Source organism: Clostridium estertheticum (assembly GCF_011065935.2).
GTDB classification, from domain to species: domain Bacteria; phylum Bacillota; class Clostridia; order Clostridiales; family Clostridiaceae; genus Clostridium_AD; species Clostridium_AD estertheticum_A.
This window is the reverse complement of the sequence record NZ_JAAMNH020000001.1, coordinates 4,422,229-4,438,964: the sequence shown is the minus strand read 5'-3', so window position 1 is coordinate 4,438,964 and position 16,736 is coordinate 4,422,229. Positions and strand designations below refer to the sequence as shown.

Sequence of the window (16,736 nt, the reverse complement as noted above, 5' to 3'; positions counted from 1 at the left end):
ATTCTGCGCAATACATACTTTTGTTAGCATAATCTAAGAAAAAATATCTAAATTGAATTTCAATAGTTTCATTGATTTTTATTGCAAGTCACTGGATCGAAATTTCCTATCATCTCATTATTTCTAAAAGTAGTAAATAATTAACTTCCTAGGTGCTTACGGAAATTTATGATGTAGAGGACTATGGGTTCTGTAAAACTTATTAGGTACTATATGCCTTACTCCTACATGGAGAACCTTCATGATTATAGAGTTTCATTATAAATACAGATACAATATATTAACCAATAATTTTTGAAAAATATGGTATAATACTATTAGGTCAGGTGACACTATATAAGAGTATTAAATATAGGTATGGTGATGATGATGACAATGGTGGGAAAAATAATATATGGTGCTGGAAAATTAGTTGGAAATACCGCTGAGCATAGCATTGAGGTAACGGGTAATGTTATATCTGCTATTGCAGAAAAATCAGGTAGTAAGAAATTAGCTGTAAGCACGAAGAAGTATAGTACAATAGCTTCTAAAATGGTGGGGAAAACTACAAAAATAACAGCAGCGATAACTGCGGTTGTAGCAGATACAACTATTATTGCAACTATAAATACTGCAAAATATATTGCTGAAAATGCTGTACAAACAAATATAAGGATTTATGGGGAAACAGAAAGATTTTACGATGAAGATAAATATATAGAGGTAGAATATAAAGCTCTGGAAAAATAAGCATTTATATATTTTCAATATACTATAGTATAATATTAATTTTAGAATTTAAATAATATTGCTTTGCAAATGTATAATTTAGTGATATAATTTTAGTGAGAGTAAACATGAAATATGGCTAAGAGAAATGAGGGCCACACTAACAAATCTGTCTAACGATAGATTTATTAAGTGTGGTTTTTTGTGTCTAAAATTTGACCTATTATAAAAAAAATAAAAAAATACTAGTCATCTGAAAAAAATTAGAATACTAATTAGTTGGTTTTTAAAAGATCGCGCAAATGCAGTGCATGTCCACGATTTGGTAGATGGAAAACAAAGAATAAATCTTTATAGTTTTACAAAAATGGTGTAGACTTACATTAGTAGTGTATGAAGATTGCAAAGGTGGTTATAAGGTCACGAGTGGATTTAATAATATCAAAAAATATAGATAAGATATAGTGTGATAAAATTGCTATGAATTATAATTTTGTGGCTAATATAAGCATTTTTATAAAAAAATATAGGGGGCTGGGGTTATGAAAGTAGAAAATTTTAAGATTGTGGACAAGGGTGACTTAGAAATATTTGTATACAAATGGCTACCAGATGAGAATGTACAGGTTAAGGGGGTAGTTCAGATAGCCCATGGAATGGCAGAAACAGCGGCCAGGTATGAAGGCTTTGCAAGGGCTTTAACAAATGAGGGTTTTATTGTTTATGCTAATGACCATAGAGGGCATGGGAAAACTGCAGGTGAAGCTTCCAAATTAGGAGACTTAGGTGAGGATGGCTTTAATTCAATGGTTGAAAATATGCATCAACTGAATGAAAGAATTAAAGAAGAAAATCACAATTTACCTATATTTTTATTTGGCCATAGTATGGGATCTTTCTTGACACAAAGATATATTTGTTTATATGGAAGTGAATTAAAGGGCGCAATTATTTCAGGATCCTGTGGTAAACAGGGAATTACTATAGATATAGCAAGGCTAATAGCAAAGGGCGAGATCAAGAAAATTGGAAGAGCTGGCAAAAGTAAAAAATTAGATAAATTATCTTTTGGAAGCTATAACAATTCCTTTAAGCCAAATAGAACAGCTTTTGATTGGTTAAGTAGGGATAACAAACAAGTAGATAAATATATAGATGATCCATTCTGTGGGACGGTGTTTACAGCGGGATTTTTCTATGATTTTTTAGGTGGACTTAAGAGTATAGCAGACAACAAGGAAATTAAAAATGTTCCTAAAGATTTACCTATTTATATATTCTCAGGAGCTAAAGACCCCGTAGGAAAAAATGGTAAGGGTGTTCTAAAATTGGTTAAAACTTATAAACAACATGGAGTGGTGGATTTAAATTATAAGCTTTATAAAGATGGAAGACATGAGATGCTTAACGAGACTAATAGGGAAGAAGTAATTAAGGATGTAATAATATGGCTTAACGCTCATTTAAAAAACAATATAAGTTAATCAATTTTTTCTTAAATTATGCTATAACTAAAAGGATATATTGTTAGCATAATCTAAGATAAAATACTTAAGTATAAAATTATCATTTTTTTATATTAAAGAAATTTATAATTCTATTAATAGTAGAAAGATATTAAATAGGCTTACTACATCATCACAAGTGGTAAGCCATTAATTTTTTTTGAAATATTACTTAGGTTCATATTGTTTCATCTTTTGATATTTTCGATTAACATAATGAGTATGAAGTAGCTCATGAGCTTTTTCACCATAAGGTTCCCCTAAAAATTCACTATAGAGCTTTTGAATATAAGGGTTTTCATGAGATTTTTTTATGACTTTATTATCATCTTCACTGTAAATAGCCTCTACTCTCTTTTTAAGAATATCACTATTACCGTAAATATATGGTTGGCCTCCGCCACCAATGCAACCACCTGGGCATGCCATGATCTCTATTATATGGTAGGTAGATTCACCATTTTTTATAGATTCAAGTAATTTTCTGGCATTACCTAGGCCATTGGTTACTGCTACATTTACATCGGTGTCTTTTATTTTAAGAGTTGCTTTTTTACTGCCTTCAAGCCCCCTAATAGAGTGGAACTGTAATGCTGGACCGGTAACACCTGTAATCCACTCATAAGCAGTGCGGACAGCGGCTTCTAAAACCCCTCCGGAAGCTCCAAAGATAACTCCGGCTCCTGTGGATTCTCCCAGTGGGTTATCAAAATCATCATCCTCAAGAGAATTAAAGTCAATACCAGCCTCTTTAATCATTTTTGCGAGTTCCCTAGTGGTTATTACAATATCAACATCTCTTAAATTATCATGCTTTAGTTCATCTCTTGCAGCTTCATATTTTTTGGCAAGACAAGGCATAACAGATACTACTACCATTTTTTTAGGATCTATATTCATTTTTTCTGCGAAATATGTTTTAGCTATAACTCCAAACATTTGATGAGGCGATTTGCAAGTTGAAGGAATATCTAACATTTCAGGGTAGTCGTGTTCTAACATGGTTATCCATGCTGGGCAGCAACTGGTGAGCATAGGTAAGGTACCACCATGTTCTAGCCTATGTACAAATTCACTAGCTTCCTCCATTATAGTTAAGTCAGCTGCAAAGTCTGTATCAAAAACATAATCAAATCCTAGGGCTCGTAGAGCTGATACCATTTTACCAGTTACTACTGTACCTGGTTCTAAGTCAAAATCTTCTCCAAGAGCCGCTCTTATAGCTGGTGCAGTTTGTACTACCACTATTTTATCCTTAGCATTTATAGCATCCCAAACATTTGGTGTAAAGTTAACCTCTGTTAAAGCTGCAGTTGGGCATACTGCAACACACTGACCGCAGAAAGTACAGTTCGTTTCAGCAATAGGTGCATTAAAAGCAGGAGCTACGTTAGTTATAAAACCTCTATTGATTCCAGATAAAACTCTGCAGGTTTGAACTTCATTACACATAGTTTCACAGCGCCTACATAAAATACATTTATCAAGATTTCTTATAATTGAATAACTTGAATTATCTGTTGGATAATGAGACATTTTACCAACATATCTAATTTCGCGTATATCCATTTCTGCTGCTAGTGATTGAAGTTCACAGTGAAGATTTTTTTCGCATAATAAACATTCTTTAGGATGATTAGAAAGAAAGAGTTCAACTACTGCTCTACGTGCTTTTATTGCCCTTATAGAATTAGTTTTTATAACCATTCCGCTAGCAACAGGAGTGGAACAGGCAGGAGCTAAATTTCTGCGACCTTCTACCTCTACTACACATACTCTGCAGGAACCAGGATCATTTATAGTTTTGTCATCATGAAGTTTAAAATGACATAAGGTAGGTATGCGAATATTAAGACTTTTAGCTGCGTCTAAAATAGAAGAGCCCTCTGCTACTTCAATTTTTTTATCATTTATAGTTAGAGTTACTAAATTCAAAGTTTTCACCTCTCTTAAGTTTTATTTTCTGATTATGGCATCTACTGGGCATACTTCATAGCATGAACCACATTTAATGCATCTATTTTGATCAATAACATGGAGCTCTTTAACTTTTCCATGTATACAGGTAACGGGACAAATTTTAGCGCAACGAGTGCAACCTATACACTTGTCTGTTATTTCATACATTAATAATTCTTTACATACTCCAGCAGGACAGTGTTTATCTCGTACATGAGCATTGAATTCCTCTTCAAAATATTTTAGATTACTTAGAACAGGATTTGGAGAGGTTTGGCCAAGGCCACAAAGAGATGTATCCTTTATAATTTGACCAAGCTCCTTCAAATTAGCTATATCTTGCTCGGTAGCTCTACCTTTTGTTATTTTTTCTACTATTTCGTACAATCTAGTATTGCCTATTCTACAAGGAGTGCATTTACCACAAGACTCTTCTAAAGTAAATTGGAGATAGAATTTTGCAATATCCACCATGCAGTTATCCTCATCCATTACAATCATCCCACCAGAGCCCATCATGGAGCCTATAGAATTTAGTGATTCATAGTCTATTGGTGTATCCAAAAGAGAAGCTGGAATGCACCCTCCAGAAGGGCCACCAGTTTGAACGGCTTTAAATTCACGTCCATTTTTAATGCCACCGCCAATATCATATATGATTTCTCGGAGTGTAGTTCCCATTGGAACTTCAACGAGACCAACATTATTGATTTTGCCTGCAAGAGCAAAAACTTTGGTTCCTTTAGAAGTTTTTGTTCCTATAGAGCTGAACCATTCTGAACCTTTATTTATAATGGCGGGGATGCATGCAAAGGTTTCTACATTGTTAACACTTGTAGGCTTATCCCAAAGACCACTTTCAGCTGGGAAGGGTGGCTTATTTGTGGGTTCTCCACGATATCCTTCAATGGATTTTATAAGGGCAGTTTCTTCTCCACACACAAAGGCACCTGCACCATATTTTAAGTACACATCGAAGCTAAAGTTAGTTCCTAAGATATTGTTACCCAAAACACCACAAGCGCGAGCCTGTTCAATAGCTATTTTAAGTCTATCAATTGCGAGTGGGTACTCAGCTCTTATATATATATAACCTAGGGAGGCACCTATGGCGAATCCCGCAATAGCCATAGCTTCTAATACACTATGAGGATCCCCTTCTAGTATGGAACGATCCATAAAAGCACCAGGATCCCCTTCATCTGCATTACATATGATATATTTTTGCGGAGCTTCATATTTTTTAGCAAAAGACCATTTTTTCCCTGTAGGGAAACCACCGCCACCACGTCCTCGAAGTCCAGAATCAGAGATTAGTTTAATAATATCATCCTGAGACATTGTAGTAATAACTTTGCCTAGGGCCATGTAACCTTTCTCAGCAATTGATTCTTTTATATCTTCAGGATTAATAAGACCACAGTTTCTAAGTGCAATTCTATTCTGTTTTTTATAAAAGGATATTTCGTCTTGCCTTTTAACCTTTTGTTTCAAAGTTGGTTCCTCATATAATAATCTTTCAATTACATTACCATGAAGCAAATGCTGCTGCACTATTTCATCAGTATCCTCAGGTTTTACTTCAACATAAAACACATTGTCAGGATCTATTTTTACAATAGGACCTTTTTCACAAAATCCAAAGCAACCTGTTACATGTGCTGTTACTTCCTGAGATAATCCTGACTCTTTTATCTTTGCGTTCAAGTTATCAATAATGAGTGAACTATCAGCAGATTGGCACCCAGTTCCACCACAAACTAGTATTTCACGCTTACATCTAGTATGTTCTACGCTTATCTCTTGCTCATGTGAGAATTTTCTGAGCTTTAATAATTGCGTAAAATCCTCATGAGCTTTCGCAAGTTGTTCAAAAGAATTGATTTTATTCAAGGCATATCCTCCTCGCTTTTTTTTAGTGAAAATAACAATTATAAATTGCTATAATTCTCCTATTATGAGTACATTTCTAAAATTTTAATTACATCATTGGTTTTAAAATGACCAAAAACTTTACCGTTAACTGTTACTACTGGAGCAAGTCCACAGGCACCTACACATCTAAGTGTTTCAATAGTATATTTTTTATCCGGGGTAGTTTCTCCAGCAGATATGCTCAGCCTTCTTTCAAACTCACCTAATATATCAGCAGCTCCCCTAACAAAACAAGCCGTTCCAGTGCATATGTTTATAACATATTTACCTCTTGGAACTGTAGTGAAGTAGGAGTAAAAGGTTACAACACCGTATACTGAGGCTGTAGGAACATGTAATTTTTCTCCAACGAAATCCTGAACTTCGTTAGGAAGATAGCCAAATATTTGTTGCGATTTATGTAAGACTTCGATTAAAGAACTACGGTCATTAGGAACGGTTTTTATAAAATCCTCTAGTTGTTTAAATTTTTCATTAGATAAATTTTCTAAGCACACTATAAAACCTCCTTGCTATTCTCTGGGGCAATTAATTCATATAGCACAATATATATTTTTTACTCATATCAACTAATAGTATTTGCAATTTTAAAATGAATATCCTATTGTGACATTAAAAGAATTTTGATTATTTTATGAAAATTCACATAATTCACTTGGAAAACAAAAACATATATGATAGAATATGAATAAGCTAATGTTTATCTACTAAACATATATTAAGGAGAGGGCTATGACAAATAGAGAGCAAGAAATTTTAGAATTGATCAAGAAAAATCCTATGATTTCCCAAAAGGAACTAGCTGATTCCTTAGGAATTACACGTTCCAGTGTGGCGGTTCACATTAGTAATTTACTAAAAAAAGGATATGTTGTGGGTAAGGGTTATATCCTACGTGAACAGCCCTATATAAGTATTGTTGGTGGAACTAATATTGACATTCAGGGGTTTCCGAATAATGATTTAATATTAAAGGACTCTAATCCAGGAGAGGTAAAAGTTTCCTTTGGAGGTGTGGGAAGAAATATTGGTGAAAACCTAGTGAAATTAGGAATAGAAACTAAGCTTATTAGTGCAGTAGGTGATGATGTATATGGAAGGAAAATATTAGAAGAGTCAAGATTAATTAATCTTAATATGGAAGATTCCCTTATTTTAAGTGAACATGCTACTTCCACATATTTATCAATATTAGATGGTAGTGGAGATATGATGGTAGCAATAGCCTATATGGATATTATGGACAAGGTTAGTGTGGATTTTATTAAAAATAAGAAGAATATAATAGAAAATTCAAAGATTTGTATTATTGATACAAATATTCCAAAGGACACTATTGAATATATTTTAACTAATTATAAGGGTGTGGATTTTTTCCTAGATACGGTGTCTACAACTAAAGCTAAAAAAGTAAAGGATTTCATTGGTTATTTTCATACAATTAAACCTAATAGGCTTGAGGCTGAAATGTTATCAGGTATTAAAATAAACAATGAAAACGATTTAAAAAGTGTAGCAAATTACTTTTTACAAAAAGGAGTTAAAAGAGTGTTTATAAGTCTTGGGGAGGAAGGTATGTATTATGATGATGGGATTAATTCTAATCATATAAGAAGTCCCAAGATACATGTAGTTAATGCAACAGGAGCAGGGGATGCTTTTTTGGCAGCTTTAGCTTATAGTCATTTCAATGATTTTGATATAAGATACAGCACCGGATTTTCTATGAGTGCAGCAATACTCGCTCTGTCTCATGAAAATACTATTAACCCTAACATATCAGTAGAAAATATAAATACGAAGATGAAGGAGATAGGATTATGTTAACAAATTACTTAGATATTAAACCAGAGGTTGCAAAGGCATTAAAAGAAGGGCGAGCAGTAGTGGCTTTAGAATCTACTATTATATCTCATGGAATGCCTTATCCAAGAAATGTTGAGACAGCACTCAAGGTAGAAGAAATAATAAGAGAAAATGGAGCAGTACCAGCTACTATTGCAATTCTTAATGGAAGACTAAAGGTAGGTTTAACTAGAGAGGAAATAGAAATACTTGGAAGTGGTAAAAATGTAATTAAAACCAGTAGACGGGATATTCCTTTTATAATAGCCAATAAGGCAGACGGAGCCACTACAGTAGCATCAACAATGATAATTGCTGCACTTGCAGGGGTTAAGGTTTTTGCTACAGGTGGTATAGGTGGAGTTCATAGAGGAGCAGAGCAGACTTTTGATATTTCAGCAGATCTTCAAGAATTGGCACATACGAGTGTTGCTGTAATTTGTGCAGGGGCAAAATCTATTTTAGACATAGGACTAACTTTAGAGTATCTAGAAACTCAAGGTGTTCCAGTTGTTGGATTTGGTACAGATGAACTTCCTGCTTTCTATACTAGAAAAAGTGGGTTTGGAGTAGATTATCGTATAGATTCAGCGGACACACTTGCTTTAGCCTTAAAGGCAAAATGGGATTTAGGATTAAATGGTGGCATGGTTATAGCTAACCCAATTCCAGTGGAGTATGAGATGGATTATGATGTTATAACTAATGCTATAACTAAGGCCTTAAAAGAACTAGATGAAAAAGGAATTAAAGGAAAAGAAAGTACACCGTTCTTACTTGGAAAAGTTAAAGAGCTTACTGGTGGAGATAGCCTAGATTCAAATATTCAATTAGTATATAATAATGCTAAAGTTGGAGCACAAATAGCTGTGGAACTTGCTAAGCTTGGGTAAGGAGTAGTTTAAGTAATCTATGAAGGTTCCCATGCGTGCCTTGAAATAAGAGCTTGAAACTGAAAATCGCATTAAGAAATTCTAATCTTTTACGAATAGAAAATTCTCTAGCGTTCACATTGGTTGTCCTGCCTCAGGTTCGCTAGCTTCCACTTCCTGTGGAAGCTTACGAGAATCTTTCTATTAGCAAAAGAATAATCTCTAAATGGGATTTCAATGTTTCTTCGCTTCTTATTGCAAGCAACTATGGAGAGAGTTCATACTTATTATTTAAATACTATAACTATATTAGGCAAATCAACTTCATCCCAATTTGTTGTAACCATTCCGTTTTCGATAAAATGCTGAAACTACATATACCTAGGTAAAATCATATCGCGTATAAGAATATTTTATCTCCTCCATCTAATATAAAACATTTTATTTTACAAAGGCATTTTAAAATTTCTTCTTAAGTAAATCTCTTTCTAGTTCTTAAATAGTAGCCTAAAGATTTTATAACAAAGTATCCAAATTCAATTATGCATACCGAAAATATTATTAATGTTGGCCATATTATTGGGAAACCTTCTAAATACATTTTTATGTTTGAGCCGATTATGAATAAATACATTATAATTAAGGGAGTAAATAACATGCAATACACCATACATTGCTTTTTTGCATGTTTTATTATATGACTATTATCCGAGTATAAAGCTGGCTTTTCATCTGAATATTCTTTTCCCCATAATGTATGTTTTGTAAAACTTGAAAAACTTGTAAATATCATTTTCCACCCGTTAGTCTTATGAATTTCAAAATAGCTGTCATTTACAGTAATTTGAAAATCTAAAGAATATTTAACGTTTCTTGGTTCTCCATTCATAAAGTGAAAAGTAGAACCTGATCTGCTCATTCTATATAGGTTATAACCCTTCATTTCCATGTTCTCAAGCCATTCTTCTGTTTTATCTGGAGAATAAAACCAACCTAGTTTAATTTTCTTAATAGCTTTTCCATCTTTACGCAGTTTTCTTTCTGCTTTATAATCTATTATTGTGTCTTTAGGTATTGTAAAGCTCAGATTTAAATCTGCACCATTTTCTATATGAAGCTTTTTATCTGATTTATTAAGTTTTATCATAATGTAAACTAATAATATTAAAACTAATAAAATTAATATTATTGATAATTTAGCCCCTGGCATATAAGTAACATTCGAAGAAACATTGTGAGAATTAAAAAGTAATTCGGTAAGTAAAAGCATTGGCATTATTGACATCATTAACCACAACGTCAATAGTGATCCTATAGAGTATTTTATAATACGACTTCTACTTAGTAGACTTTCTCTTGAAGGATGTATTTTTATTTGAGATTCATCATTTTCATTTGCTAGTATGGTCCATTTTCCATTTGTGTAAACACTATACCATCCGCTTGTAAGTAATGATTGCGAAGCAACATTAATCCCTGTTTTATGACGGCAAATGCTAAAGTGTACTCTGCTCATTTCGCCTTTTTCGAAGACAAATACTTTAGTTATATCTTCAATCTTATTTAAGGAATAACCTTTAGCTGACATTTCACATAACCAATTTTCAGTTTCTATAATATCAAGGCTCCAGAATGGTCTAAATACCCTCTTACTCATAAAAATCCCCCTCAAATCTTACTGCATTTTCATGGAGTTCTTTTATTCTCTCTATTTCTGCAAGAATAAGTTTTTTCCCTACTTCAGTTATTTCATAGACGGTACGTCTTTTTTCATCAGAAAAAATTGAAATTACTCCCTTATTCTGTAGCTTTGTAAGGGTTCCATAAACTGTTCCTGAACCTAACTTAATTCTTCCATTTGTTATGTCTTCAACATGTAGTATTATGGCGTAACCATGTCTAGGCTCCGTTAATGATAATAAAATATAATAAGCTGTTTCAGTCATAGGCAGGAAAGTTTTAATTAGCTTATCCATATAAACACTCCTTATTTGCATTAAGTCTAGTTATGACATGTAACGATGTGACATACTATAATTAGACTATATCACATCACCATATAATTGTAAATCCTAAAACAGAGTTTACATACATTGTCTGCAGAATCAAAAAAACTTTTTATCTATCTACTCTTACATAATTTTTCATTAATGATTATAAATGCATCCTATAAATATGGATGTATGTATTTAGTAATTAATTATAAATATAATTATTAAATAATATAAAAGGTACTAACTCTGGCTAATTTTTGTTGCATTTTCTATGACATTTTGAAAATATTCATTTTTTAGCATAGAATATATGATTTGATCCAAATAACCTCTTTCAGATTTATAGTTCTGCCTTAGAATTCCATCACGATGCATTAGAAGCCCTTCATAAAGTTTAATTCCTATGATATTATCAGGGTATACATCTAACCAAAAACGATTAATATTTATTTCTTCAAATGCATATTTTAATAATGCAGACATAACTTCCTTGCCATATCCTATTCCTTTATTAGAAATAGCAATTCTTCTCAGTTCAAAGACTTCAGATTTAAAATCTAATCTAATTAATGCAAATCCAACAATAAAATTATCTTCTTTTTGTCTAAATACAAAAAGTAAGTGGTTTTTATCTTCAATTTCAGCTTTATGCGCCTCATATGTACCAAGCCATATGAAATCGCGATTGTCCTTATGATTTTCCAAATTAATAATAGTTTCAATATCCGCTTCTATTGCATCAATTATATAAAGACGTGTCGTTTCTATCACTGATATATTCCCCCATTCTTATTAGTTTTTATATAAGTTGTAACATTCCATCTGATAAATCAAATAAAGTTTCTCTATGTTCCTTCGGAACTATCACACCTGAACCAATTAACACTTCTTGTGGCCTCTGCAAAAACATGCACTAAGTGTCTACTAAATTATAGTTTACTTATATACTAATAATAACATAAATTACAATAATTCGTGTAATATATCATTACTTATTGCCATGTATCCTACCAGTAAAATAGCGGTATCTAACCATAATTATACTTATAAAATAATTCTTATGGATTAACATAGAAAAACTTTGCAAAAACAAGAGATTAAATATAAAATATAATTAACAACATATAATTATTTAAAATACTTATATGTTAAACAACCCATTTGAAAATGCGGTTAAAATAATTTAAATGGATGGTGTTATAATGGACAACATTTTAGAAATTATTAAAAATGGGACCCTAACTTATGAACAAAAGGTACTAACTCTTGCAAGAGCGGCAGAAAATAGTATAGATGTTCTAAATATTAAACCAAGTACTCAACTCCTTCGTGATGAGGGAATAATATGTGATCTTTTTGAAGGACATGCACCTTATAGACCTAGGTATATAGTACCTAATTACGAAAAGTTTATGAAAAATGGAAGTGAATTTTTAGGCCTTACGCCACCTTCGGATATTTGGGAGGCTACAAATAATTTATTAATATTATACAATCATGTACCATCAATTTCTTCATTTCCAGTATATATAGGAAATATTGATTTACTTTTGGAACCCTTTGTGGTTAATGAAGAAGAAGCTTTTCACGCTATAAAATTATTTTTAACACATATAGATAGAACTATAACAGATTCATTTTGCCATGCAAATATAGGACCAAAAGATAGTAAAGCAGGAAGATTGATATTAAGAGCAGAAAGAGAATTGCAAAATGCAATTCCTAACCTAACTTTAAAATATAGTACTGATACCTCAGATGATTTTGCTATTGATGCAATTAATACTGCACTAATAACTGCAAAACCAAGTTTTGCTAACCATGAGATGTTCTCTAAGGAGTTTGATGGAAACTACGCTATAGCCAGTTGCTATAATGGATTAACAATAGGTGGGGGAAGCTACACACTATCTAGATTAAATTTAGCTGGACTTGCTAAAAAAGCAAAAAATCAAGATGAATTTATAAATGTAACATTGCCGGATGCAGTAGAGAAAATGGCTGGTTATATGAAAGAAAGGATTAGATTTTTAGTAGAGGAAAGCGGGTTCTTTGAAACTAATTTCTTGGTAAAAGAAGGATTAATCCATAAAGATAACTTTACTGCTATGTTTGGCATGTTTGGACTAGCAGAATGTGTGAATTATTTTATTGACGCTTCTAAACTAGAAAATAGATTTGGACATGGGAAAATTGCGAATGATCTAGGTTATAAGATTATTGAAAAGTTAGAAGATGAGGTTAATAAACACAATGACCATAACTGCACTATATCTAAAGGTAAATATTTATTACATGCTCAAGTGGGTATTGATACTGATATGGGGATAAGTCCAGGATGTAGAATTCCAATTGGGGATGAACCGGAGCTTCCTCAGCATATAGTAGAGGCAGCTAAATTTCATAAATTTTTTCCTTCGGGAATTGGTGATATATTTAATTTTGATAGTACAGTTAAAAGTAATCCGGAGTATGTGCTAGATATTATCAAAGGTGCTTTTAAACAGCAAATGAGATATTTTTCAGCATATTCTACAGATTGCGATGTAATAAGAATTACAGGATATCTTGTTAAAAGATCAGAAATGGAAAAATTACAAAAGGGACAGCAGGTGCTACAGGATACAGTGACATTAGGACTTGGGGCTGTTCTTAATCAAAAGGTGTATGACCGAAAAATAAGAAAAAATGATTAAGGGACTAGTTAATCGAATTATTCCCTTCAGCTCTGTGGATGGGCCAGGAAATAGGACTGCTATATTTTTGCAAGGGTGCAATTTCAATTGCTCTTATTGTCATAATCCGGAAACTATAAATGTTTGTAATAATTGTGGGGCCTGCGTGAACGCTTGCCATTATAGCGCACTACAATTCAAGGGCTCTGATATAGTATGGGATAAAACAGCCTGCAGTAAATGTGATGAATGTTTAAAGGTTTGCAAAAGGAATAGTTCACCTAAAGCACAAAGCATGACTGTAGAAGAAGTTGTGGGAGAGATAGAGAAAAATAAATTTTTCATATCTGGAATTACAGTCTCAGGTGGTGAGTGTACCCTTCAAAGTGAGTTTTTAACCAATCTTTTTAGAGAAGTTAAAAAGATGGGGTTAACATGTTTTATGGATACTAATGGTTCGGTGCCACTATGGGACCATCAGGAGCTAGTGGACGTTATGGATATGGCAATGGTAGATATAAAAGCCTATAATAATGAGGAGCATACGAGGCTTACGGGTATGGGAAACGCCACTGTCATAGAAAATGTAAAATATTTAGCAAAGATAAATAAAATTTATGAAATTAGAACGGTTATTGTACCAGAAGTCTTAGATAACTATAACAATGTAGATAAAATCAGCAAGCTTATCGCGATCTTAAATCCGGATATAAGATATAAACTTATAAAATACAGGCAAATTGGTGTTCGACTTGATATGATAAACAGTTATACACCTAATGATGAAATTATGAGGAAACTGGTCGAGACAGTCAACCATAATGGGTGCAGAAATGTAGTTGTGGTATAGTTAGACACAAATAAGTAAATAATAAGTCAGTATGGTAGCCTATTTATTCAAATGTACAACTAAAAACCTCACAAAATGTGAGGTTTTTTAGATTGTAGAATCTTTTTCAATTATATGATAATATAGTTATAATATGTTACCTACTAATTTAGGTTAGTAGAGTTTAAATTTTAAAAATGAAAGAAGGAAATTTTAGTGAGTGAAGTTAAAAAGCTTAAGACAAGAGATGAAATCAATAGTATGTATAAGTGGAAAGTTGATAAGATGTATGCGACTTCTGCGGCGTGGGAAGAAGATTTTGAAATATTAAAATCTAAGGCTCCAGAAATGAAAAGGTTTTCAGGAAAATTGGGCAAGGCTGAGGAGTTATTATTATTTTTAGAAAGCGATGTAGAAATTGGGAAACTTTTAGATAGATTACTTGTATATGCTCATCTAAGAGGGGACGAGGATACGGCTAAGGCTGAGTTTCAAGTTCTTAAAAATAAGGTTGATGCTTATGCGGCAGAAGTTTCCAGTGTCACAGCATTTTTTGTTCCTGAATTATTATCATTACCAGAGGGAGCTGTAGATGAGGCGATTAGAAGGCTTCCAGCGCTTAAACTATATGAATTCTATTTAAAAGATATTTTAGATCAAAAACCTCATATTTTAAGTGCAGAGGGAGAAAAGCTTTTGGCTTCTGTTAGTGACTGTTTAAATGCACCAGGAAATATATTTGGAATGCTTACAAATGCAGACATGACATTTCCAAGTATAAAAGATGAAAGTGGTAATGAGGTTGAATTAACAGAAGGAAATTACAGTAGTTTTATAAAATCAAAGGATAGAAGAGTAAGAAAAGACGCCTTCGATGCATTATTTGGAACCTATAGTGGATTTAAAAATACACTAACAACATCTTTAACATCTTCAATAAAGAATTTTGTATTTAATGCAAAAACAAGAAATTATACCTGCGCATTAGAAAGTTCTTTAAAGCCTAATAATATTCCGGTAGAGGTTTATCATAATGTGGTGGATACTATAAATAATAATTTATCTTCACTTCATAAATACGTAAGCCTTAAAAAGAAACTGCTAGGGCTTGATGAAATTCATATGTATGATTTATATGTGCCAATTGTCGATGTAGAAGTAGATCATATTGAATATGCTGATGCTGTTAAAATAACACTCGATGGTATTAAACCACTAGGGCAAGAGTATTTAGATATTTTCAAACAAGGAATTAGTGAAGGTTGGGTAGACGTATTTGAAAATAAGGGCAAACGTACAGGGGCATATTCCTGGGGCTGCTATGACAGTATGCCTTACGTACTTTTAAACTATAATTACCAATTGAATGATGTGTCAACGCTTGCTCATGAAATGGGGCACTCTATTCATTCTTATTATTCAAGAAAGACTCAACCCTATATATATTCTGAGTATGTGTTATTTTGTGCAGAAGTAGCATCAATAACTAATGAATGCCTATTAATAGATTATTTAATTAAAAATGAAACAGATAAGAAAAAAAGATTGTTCTTAATAAATCAGCAATTAGAAGGAATAAGGACTACAGTATTTAGACAATGTATGTTTGCAGAGTTTGAAAAAATAACTCATGAAAGTATAGAAAAGGGCAATCCATTATCTCCAGAGGATTTATGTAAAACTTATCATGATTTAAACGTAAGATATTTTGGAGCAGATATGGTTGTAGATGAAGGTATAGATATGGAATGGTCAAGAATACCTCACTTTTATAATGATTTTTATGTATATCAATATACTACAGGTTTTGCAGCAGCTAATTCTTTCAGTAAAATGATAGTTGAAGAGGGCGAAAGTGCTGTAGAAAGATATAAAGGGTTCTTAAAAAGTGGTGGAAGTGACTATCCAATAAATATACTTAAAAAGGCAGGGGTAGATATGTCCACTCCAAAACCTTTAGAGGATACTATAAGAAGATTTGATGAATTGTTAGAGATGCTGGAAAAAGAGATGTAAGAGAAGTATAGAAGTTCTCCTACGTGCCTTGCAATAAGAGCTCGAAACGTGAAATTCCATTTAGAAATTCTAATCTTTTGGAAATATAAAATTCTCTGCCGCTCACACTCAGCGTCCTGCTTCGGGTTCGCTAGCCTGCCGTCCTGGCAGGCTCACGAGAATTTTATATTTCCAAAAGAAGAATTTCTAAATGGAAATTCAATGTTTTTTCGCTTCTTATTGCAAGTCACTTTGGAGAAATTTCATACTTACTATTTAGGTGCTATTTTAAGCATACCTCTTACAGTCATAACAGTATCGAAAGAAGCACAGAAATTATTCTGTGCTTTTTTCGTTACTAATATTATCAATCCATTAGGGTGCTAAGAAAAGTATATATTATGTAAATTGCATTT

The 16,736-nt window shown here is 32.6% G+C and carries 13 protein-coding genes; 7 read left to right on the top strand and 6 right to left on the bottom strand.

Features of this window, described 5'->3' with window-relative positions; translation table 11 throughout:
* Positions 1-357 precede the first annotated feature (357 nt).
* Together G9F72_RS21150 and G9F72_RS21145 are read left to right on the top strand one after the other, a co-directional pair.
* Positions 358-732, top strand: a complete 375-nt coding sequence (locus G9F72_RS21150) for a hypothetical protein (protein WP_224676203.1) — start codon at positions 358-360, stop codon at positions 730-732.
* Positions 733-1,253: 521 nt separating this feature from the next.
* A complete protein-coding gene (locus G9F72_RS21145; RefSeq protein WP_164957607.1) occupies positions 1,254-2,195 on the top strand; it encodes an alpha/beta hydrolase in 942 nt (313 codons plus the stop codon).
* Positions 2,196-2,384: 189 nt separating this feature from the next.
* On the opposite strand, the gene G9F72_RS21140 is transcribed toward G9F72_RS21145, so the two are convergent.
* The 3 genes from G9F72_RS21140 to G9F72_RS21130 all read right to left on the bottom strand — a co-directional run bounded on the left by G9F72_RS21140 (position 2,385) and on the right by G9F72_RS21130 (position 6,607).
* Complete coding sequence (locus tag G9F72_RS21140) at positions 2,385-4,151, bottom strand: NADH-dependent [FeFe] hydrogenase, group A6 (protein WP_164957608.1); 1,767 nt, start codon at positions 4,149-4,151, stop codon at positions 2,385-2,387.
* A gap of 21 nt (positions 4,152-4,172) precedes the next feature.
* A complete protein-coding gene (nuoF, locus tag G9F72_RS21135) occupies positions 4,173-6,068 on the bottom strand; it encodes an NADH-quinone oxidoreductase subunit NuoF (protein WP_164957609.1) in 1,896 nt (631 codons plus the stop codon).
* Between the two features lie 62 nt (positions 6,069-6,130).
* On the bottom strand, positions 6,131-6,607 hold the full coding sequence (locus G9F72_RS21130) for an NAD(P)H-dependent oxidoreductase subunit E (RefSeq protein WP_164957610.1): 477 nt from the start codon (positions 6,605-6,607) through the stop codon (positions 6,131-6,133).
* A 235-nt stretch (positions 6,608-6,842) separates the two neighbouring features.
* Here G9F72_RS21130 and G9F72_RS21125 point away from each other — a divergent pair, with 235 nt between their 5' ends.
* On the top strand, positions 6,843-7,937 hold the full coding sequence (locus G9F72_RS21125; RefSeq protein WP_164957611.1) for a PfkB family carbohydrate kinase: 1,095 nt from the start codon (positions 6,843-6,845) through the stop codon (positions 7,935-7,937).
* A complete protein-coding gene (locus tag G9F72_RS21120) occupies positions 7,931-8,848 on the top strand; it encodes a pseudouridine-5'-phosphate glycosidase (protein WP_164957612.1) in 918 nt (305 codons plus the stop codon). Before G9F72_RS21125 ends, G9F72_RS21120 begins: the two co-directional genes overlap by 7 nt.
* A 451-nt stretch (positions 8,849-9,299) precedes the next feature.
* Here G9F72_RS21120 and G9F72_RS21115 read toward each other — a convergent pair whose 3' ends face one another.
* From G9F72_RS21115 to G9F72_RS21105, 3 genes are all read right to left on the bottom strand, one after another.
* Positions 9,300-10,484 carry a DUF2812 domain-containing protein gene (locus tag G9F72_RS21115; protein WP_164957613.1) on the bottom strand — a complete coding sequence of 395 codons (1,185 nt, stop codon included), beginning with the start codon at positions 10,482-10,484 and terminating at the stop codon, positions 9,300-9,302.
* Positions 10,477-10,803: a PadR family transcriptional regulator gene (locus G9F72_RS21110; RefSeq protein ID WP_164957614.1), complete on the bottom strand. Its 327-nt coding sequence runs from the start codon at positions 10,801-10,803 to the stop codon at positions 10,477-10,479. The genes G9F72_RS21115 and G9F72_RS21110 overlap by 8 nt, the downstream gene beginning before the upstream one ends.
* Positions 10,804-11,061: 258 nt before the next feature.
* Entirely contained in the window at positions 11,062-11,592 is a 531-nt protein-coding gene (locus tag G9F72_RS21105; RefSeq protein ID WP_164957615.1) for a GNAT family N-acetyltransferase, read from the bottom strand.
* A gap of 431 nt (positions 11,593-12,023) precedes the next feature.
* On the opposite strand from G9F72_RS21105, the gene G9F72_RS21100 reads away from it, so the two are divergent.
* The 3 genes from G9F72_RS21100 to pepF all read left to right on the top strand — a co-directional run bounded on the left by G9F72_RS21100 (position 12,024) and on the right by pepF (position 16,341).
* Positions 12,024-13,517, top strand: coding sequence for a YjjI family glycine radical enzyme (locus G9F72_RS21100; RefSeq protein WP_164957616.1), 1,494 nt, complete (start codon positions 12,024-12,026; stop codon positions 13,515-13,517).
* Positions 13,510-14,346, top strand: coding sequence for a YjjW family glycine radical enzyme activase (locus G9F72_RS21095; protein ID WP_164957617.1), 837 nt, complete (start codon positions 13,510-13,512; stop codon positions 14,344-14,346). Before G9F72_RS21100 ends, G9F72_RS21095 begins: the two co-directional genes overlap by 8 nt.
* Before the next feature lie 195 nt (positions 14,347-14,541).
* Positions 14,542-16,341, top strand: coding sequence for an oligoendopeptidase F (gene pepF / locus G9F72_RS21090; RefSeq protein ID WP_164957618.1), 1,800 nt, complete (start codon positions 14,542-14,544; stop codon positions 16,339-16,341).
* The last annotated feature ends 395 nt before the right edge of the window (positions 16,342-16,736 follow it).

What these genes read in the sequence shown, in the direction of transcription:
- G9F72_RS21115 (WP_164957613.1), bottom strand. Translation starts at nt 10,484, where the DNA reads ATGAGTAAGAGGGTATTTAGACCATTCTGGAGCCTTGATATTATAGAA.
- G9F72_RS21150 (WP_224676203.1), top strand. Translation starts at nt 358, where the DNA reads ATGGTGATGATGATGACAATGGTGGGAAAAATAATATATGGTGCTGGA.
- G9F72_RS21120 (WP_164957612.1), top strand. Translation starts at nt 7,931, where the DNA reads ATGTTAACAAATTACTTAGATATTAAACCAGAGGTTGCAAAGGCATTA.
- G9F72_RS21100 (WP_164957616.1), top strand. Translation starts at nt 12,024, where the DNA reads ATGGACAACATTTTAGAAATTATTAAAAATGGGACCCTAACTTATGAA.
- G9F72_RS21110 (WP_164957614.1), bottom strand. Translation starts at nt 10,803, where the DNA reads ATGGATAAGCTAATTAAAACTTTCCTGCCTATGACTGAAACAGCTTAT.
- G9F72_RS21145 (WP_164957607.1), top strand. Translation starts at nt 1,254, where the DNA reads ATGAAAGTAGAAAATTTTAAGATTGTGGACAAGGGTGACTTAGAAATA.
- G9F72_RS21125 (WP_164957611.1), top strand. Translation starts at nt 6,843, where the DNA reads ATGACAAATAGAGAGCAAGAAATTTTAGAATTGATCAAGAAAAATCCT.
- G9F72_RS21095 (WP_164957617.1), top strand. Translation starts at nt 13,510, where the DNA reads ATGATTAAGGGACTAGTTAATCGAATTATTCCCTTCAGCTCTGTGGAT.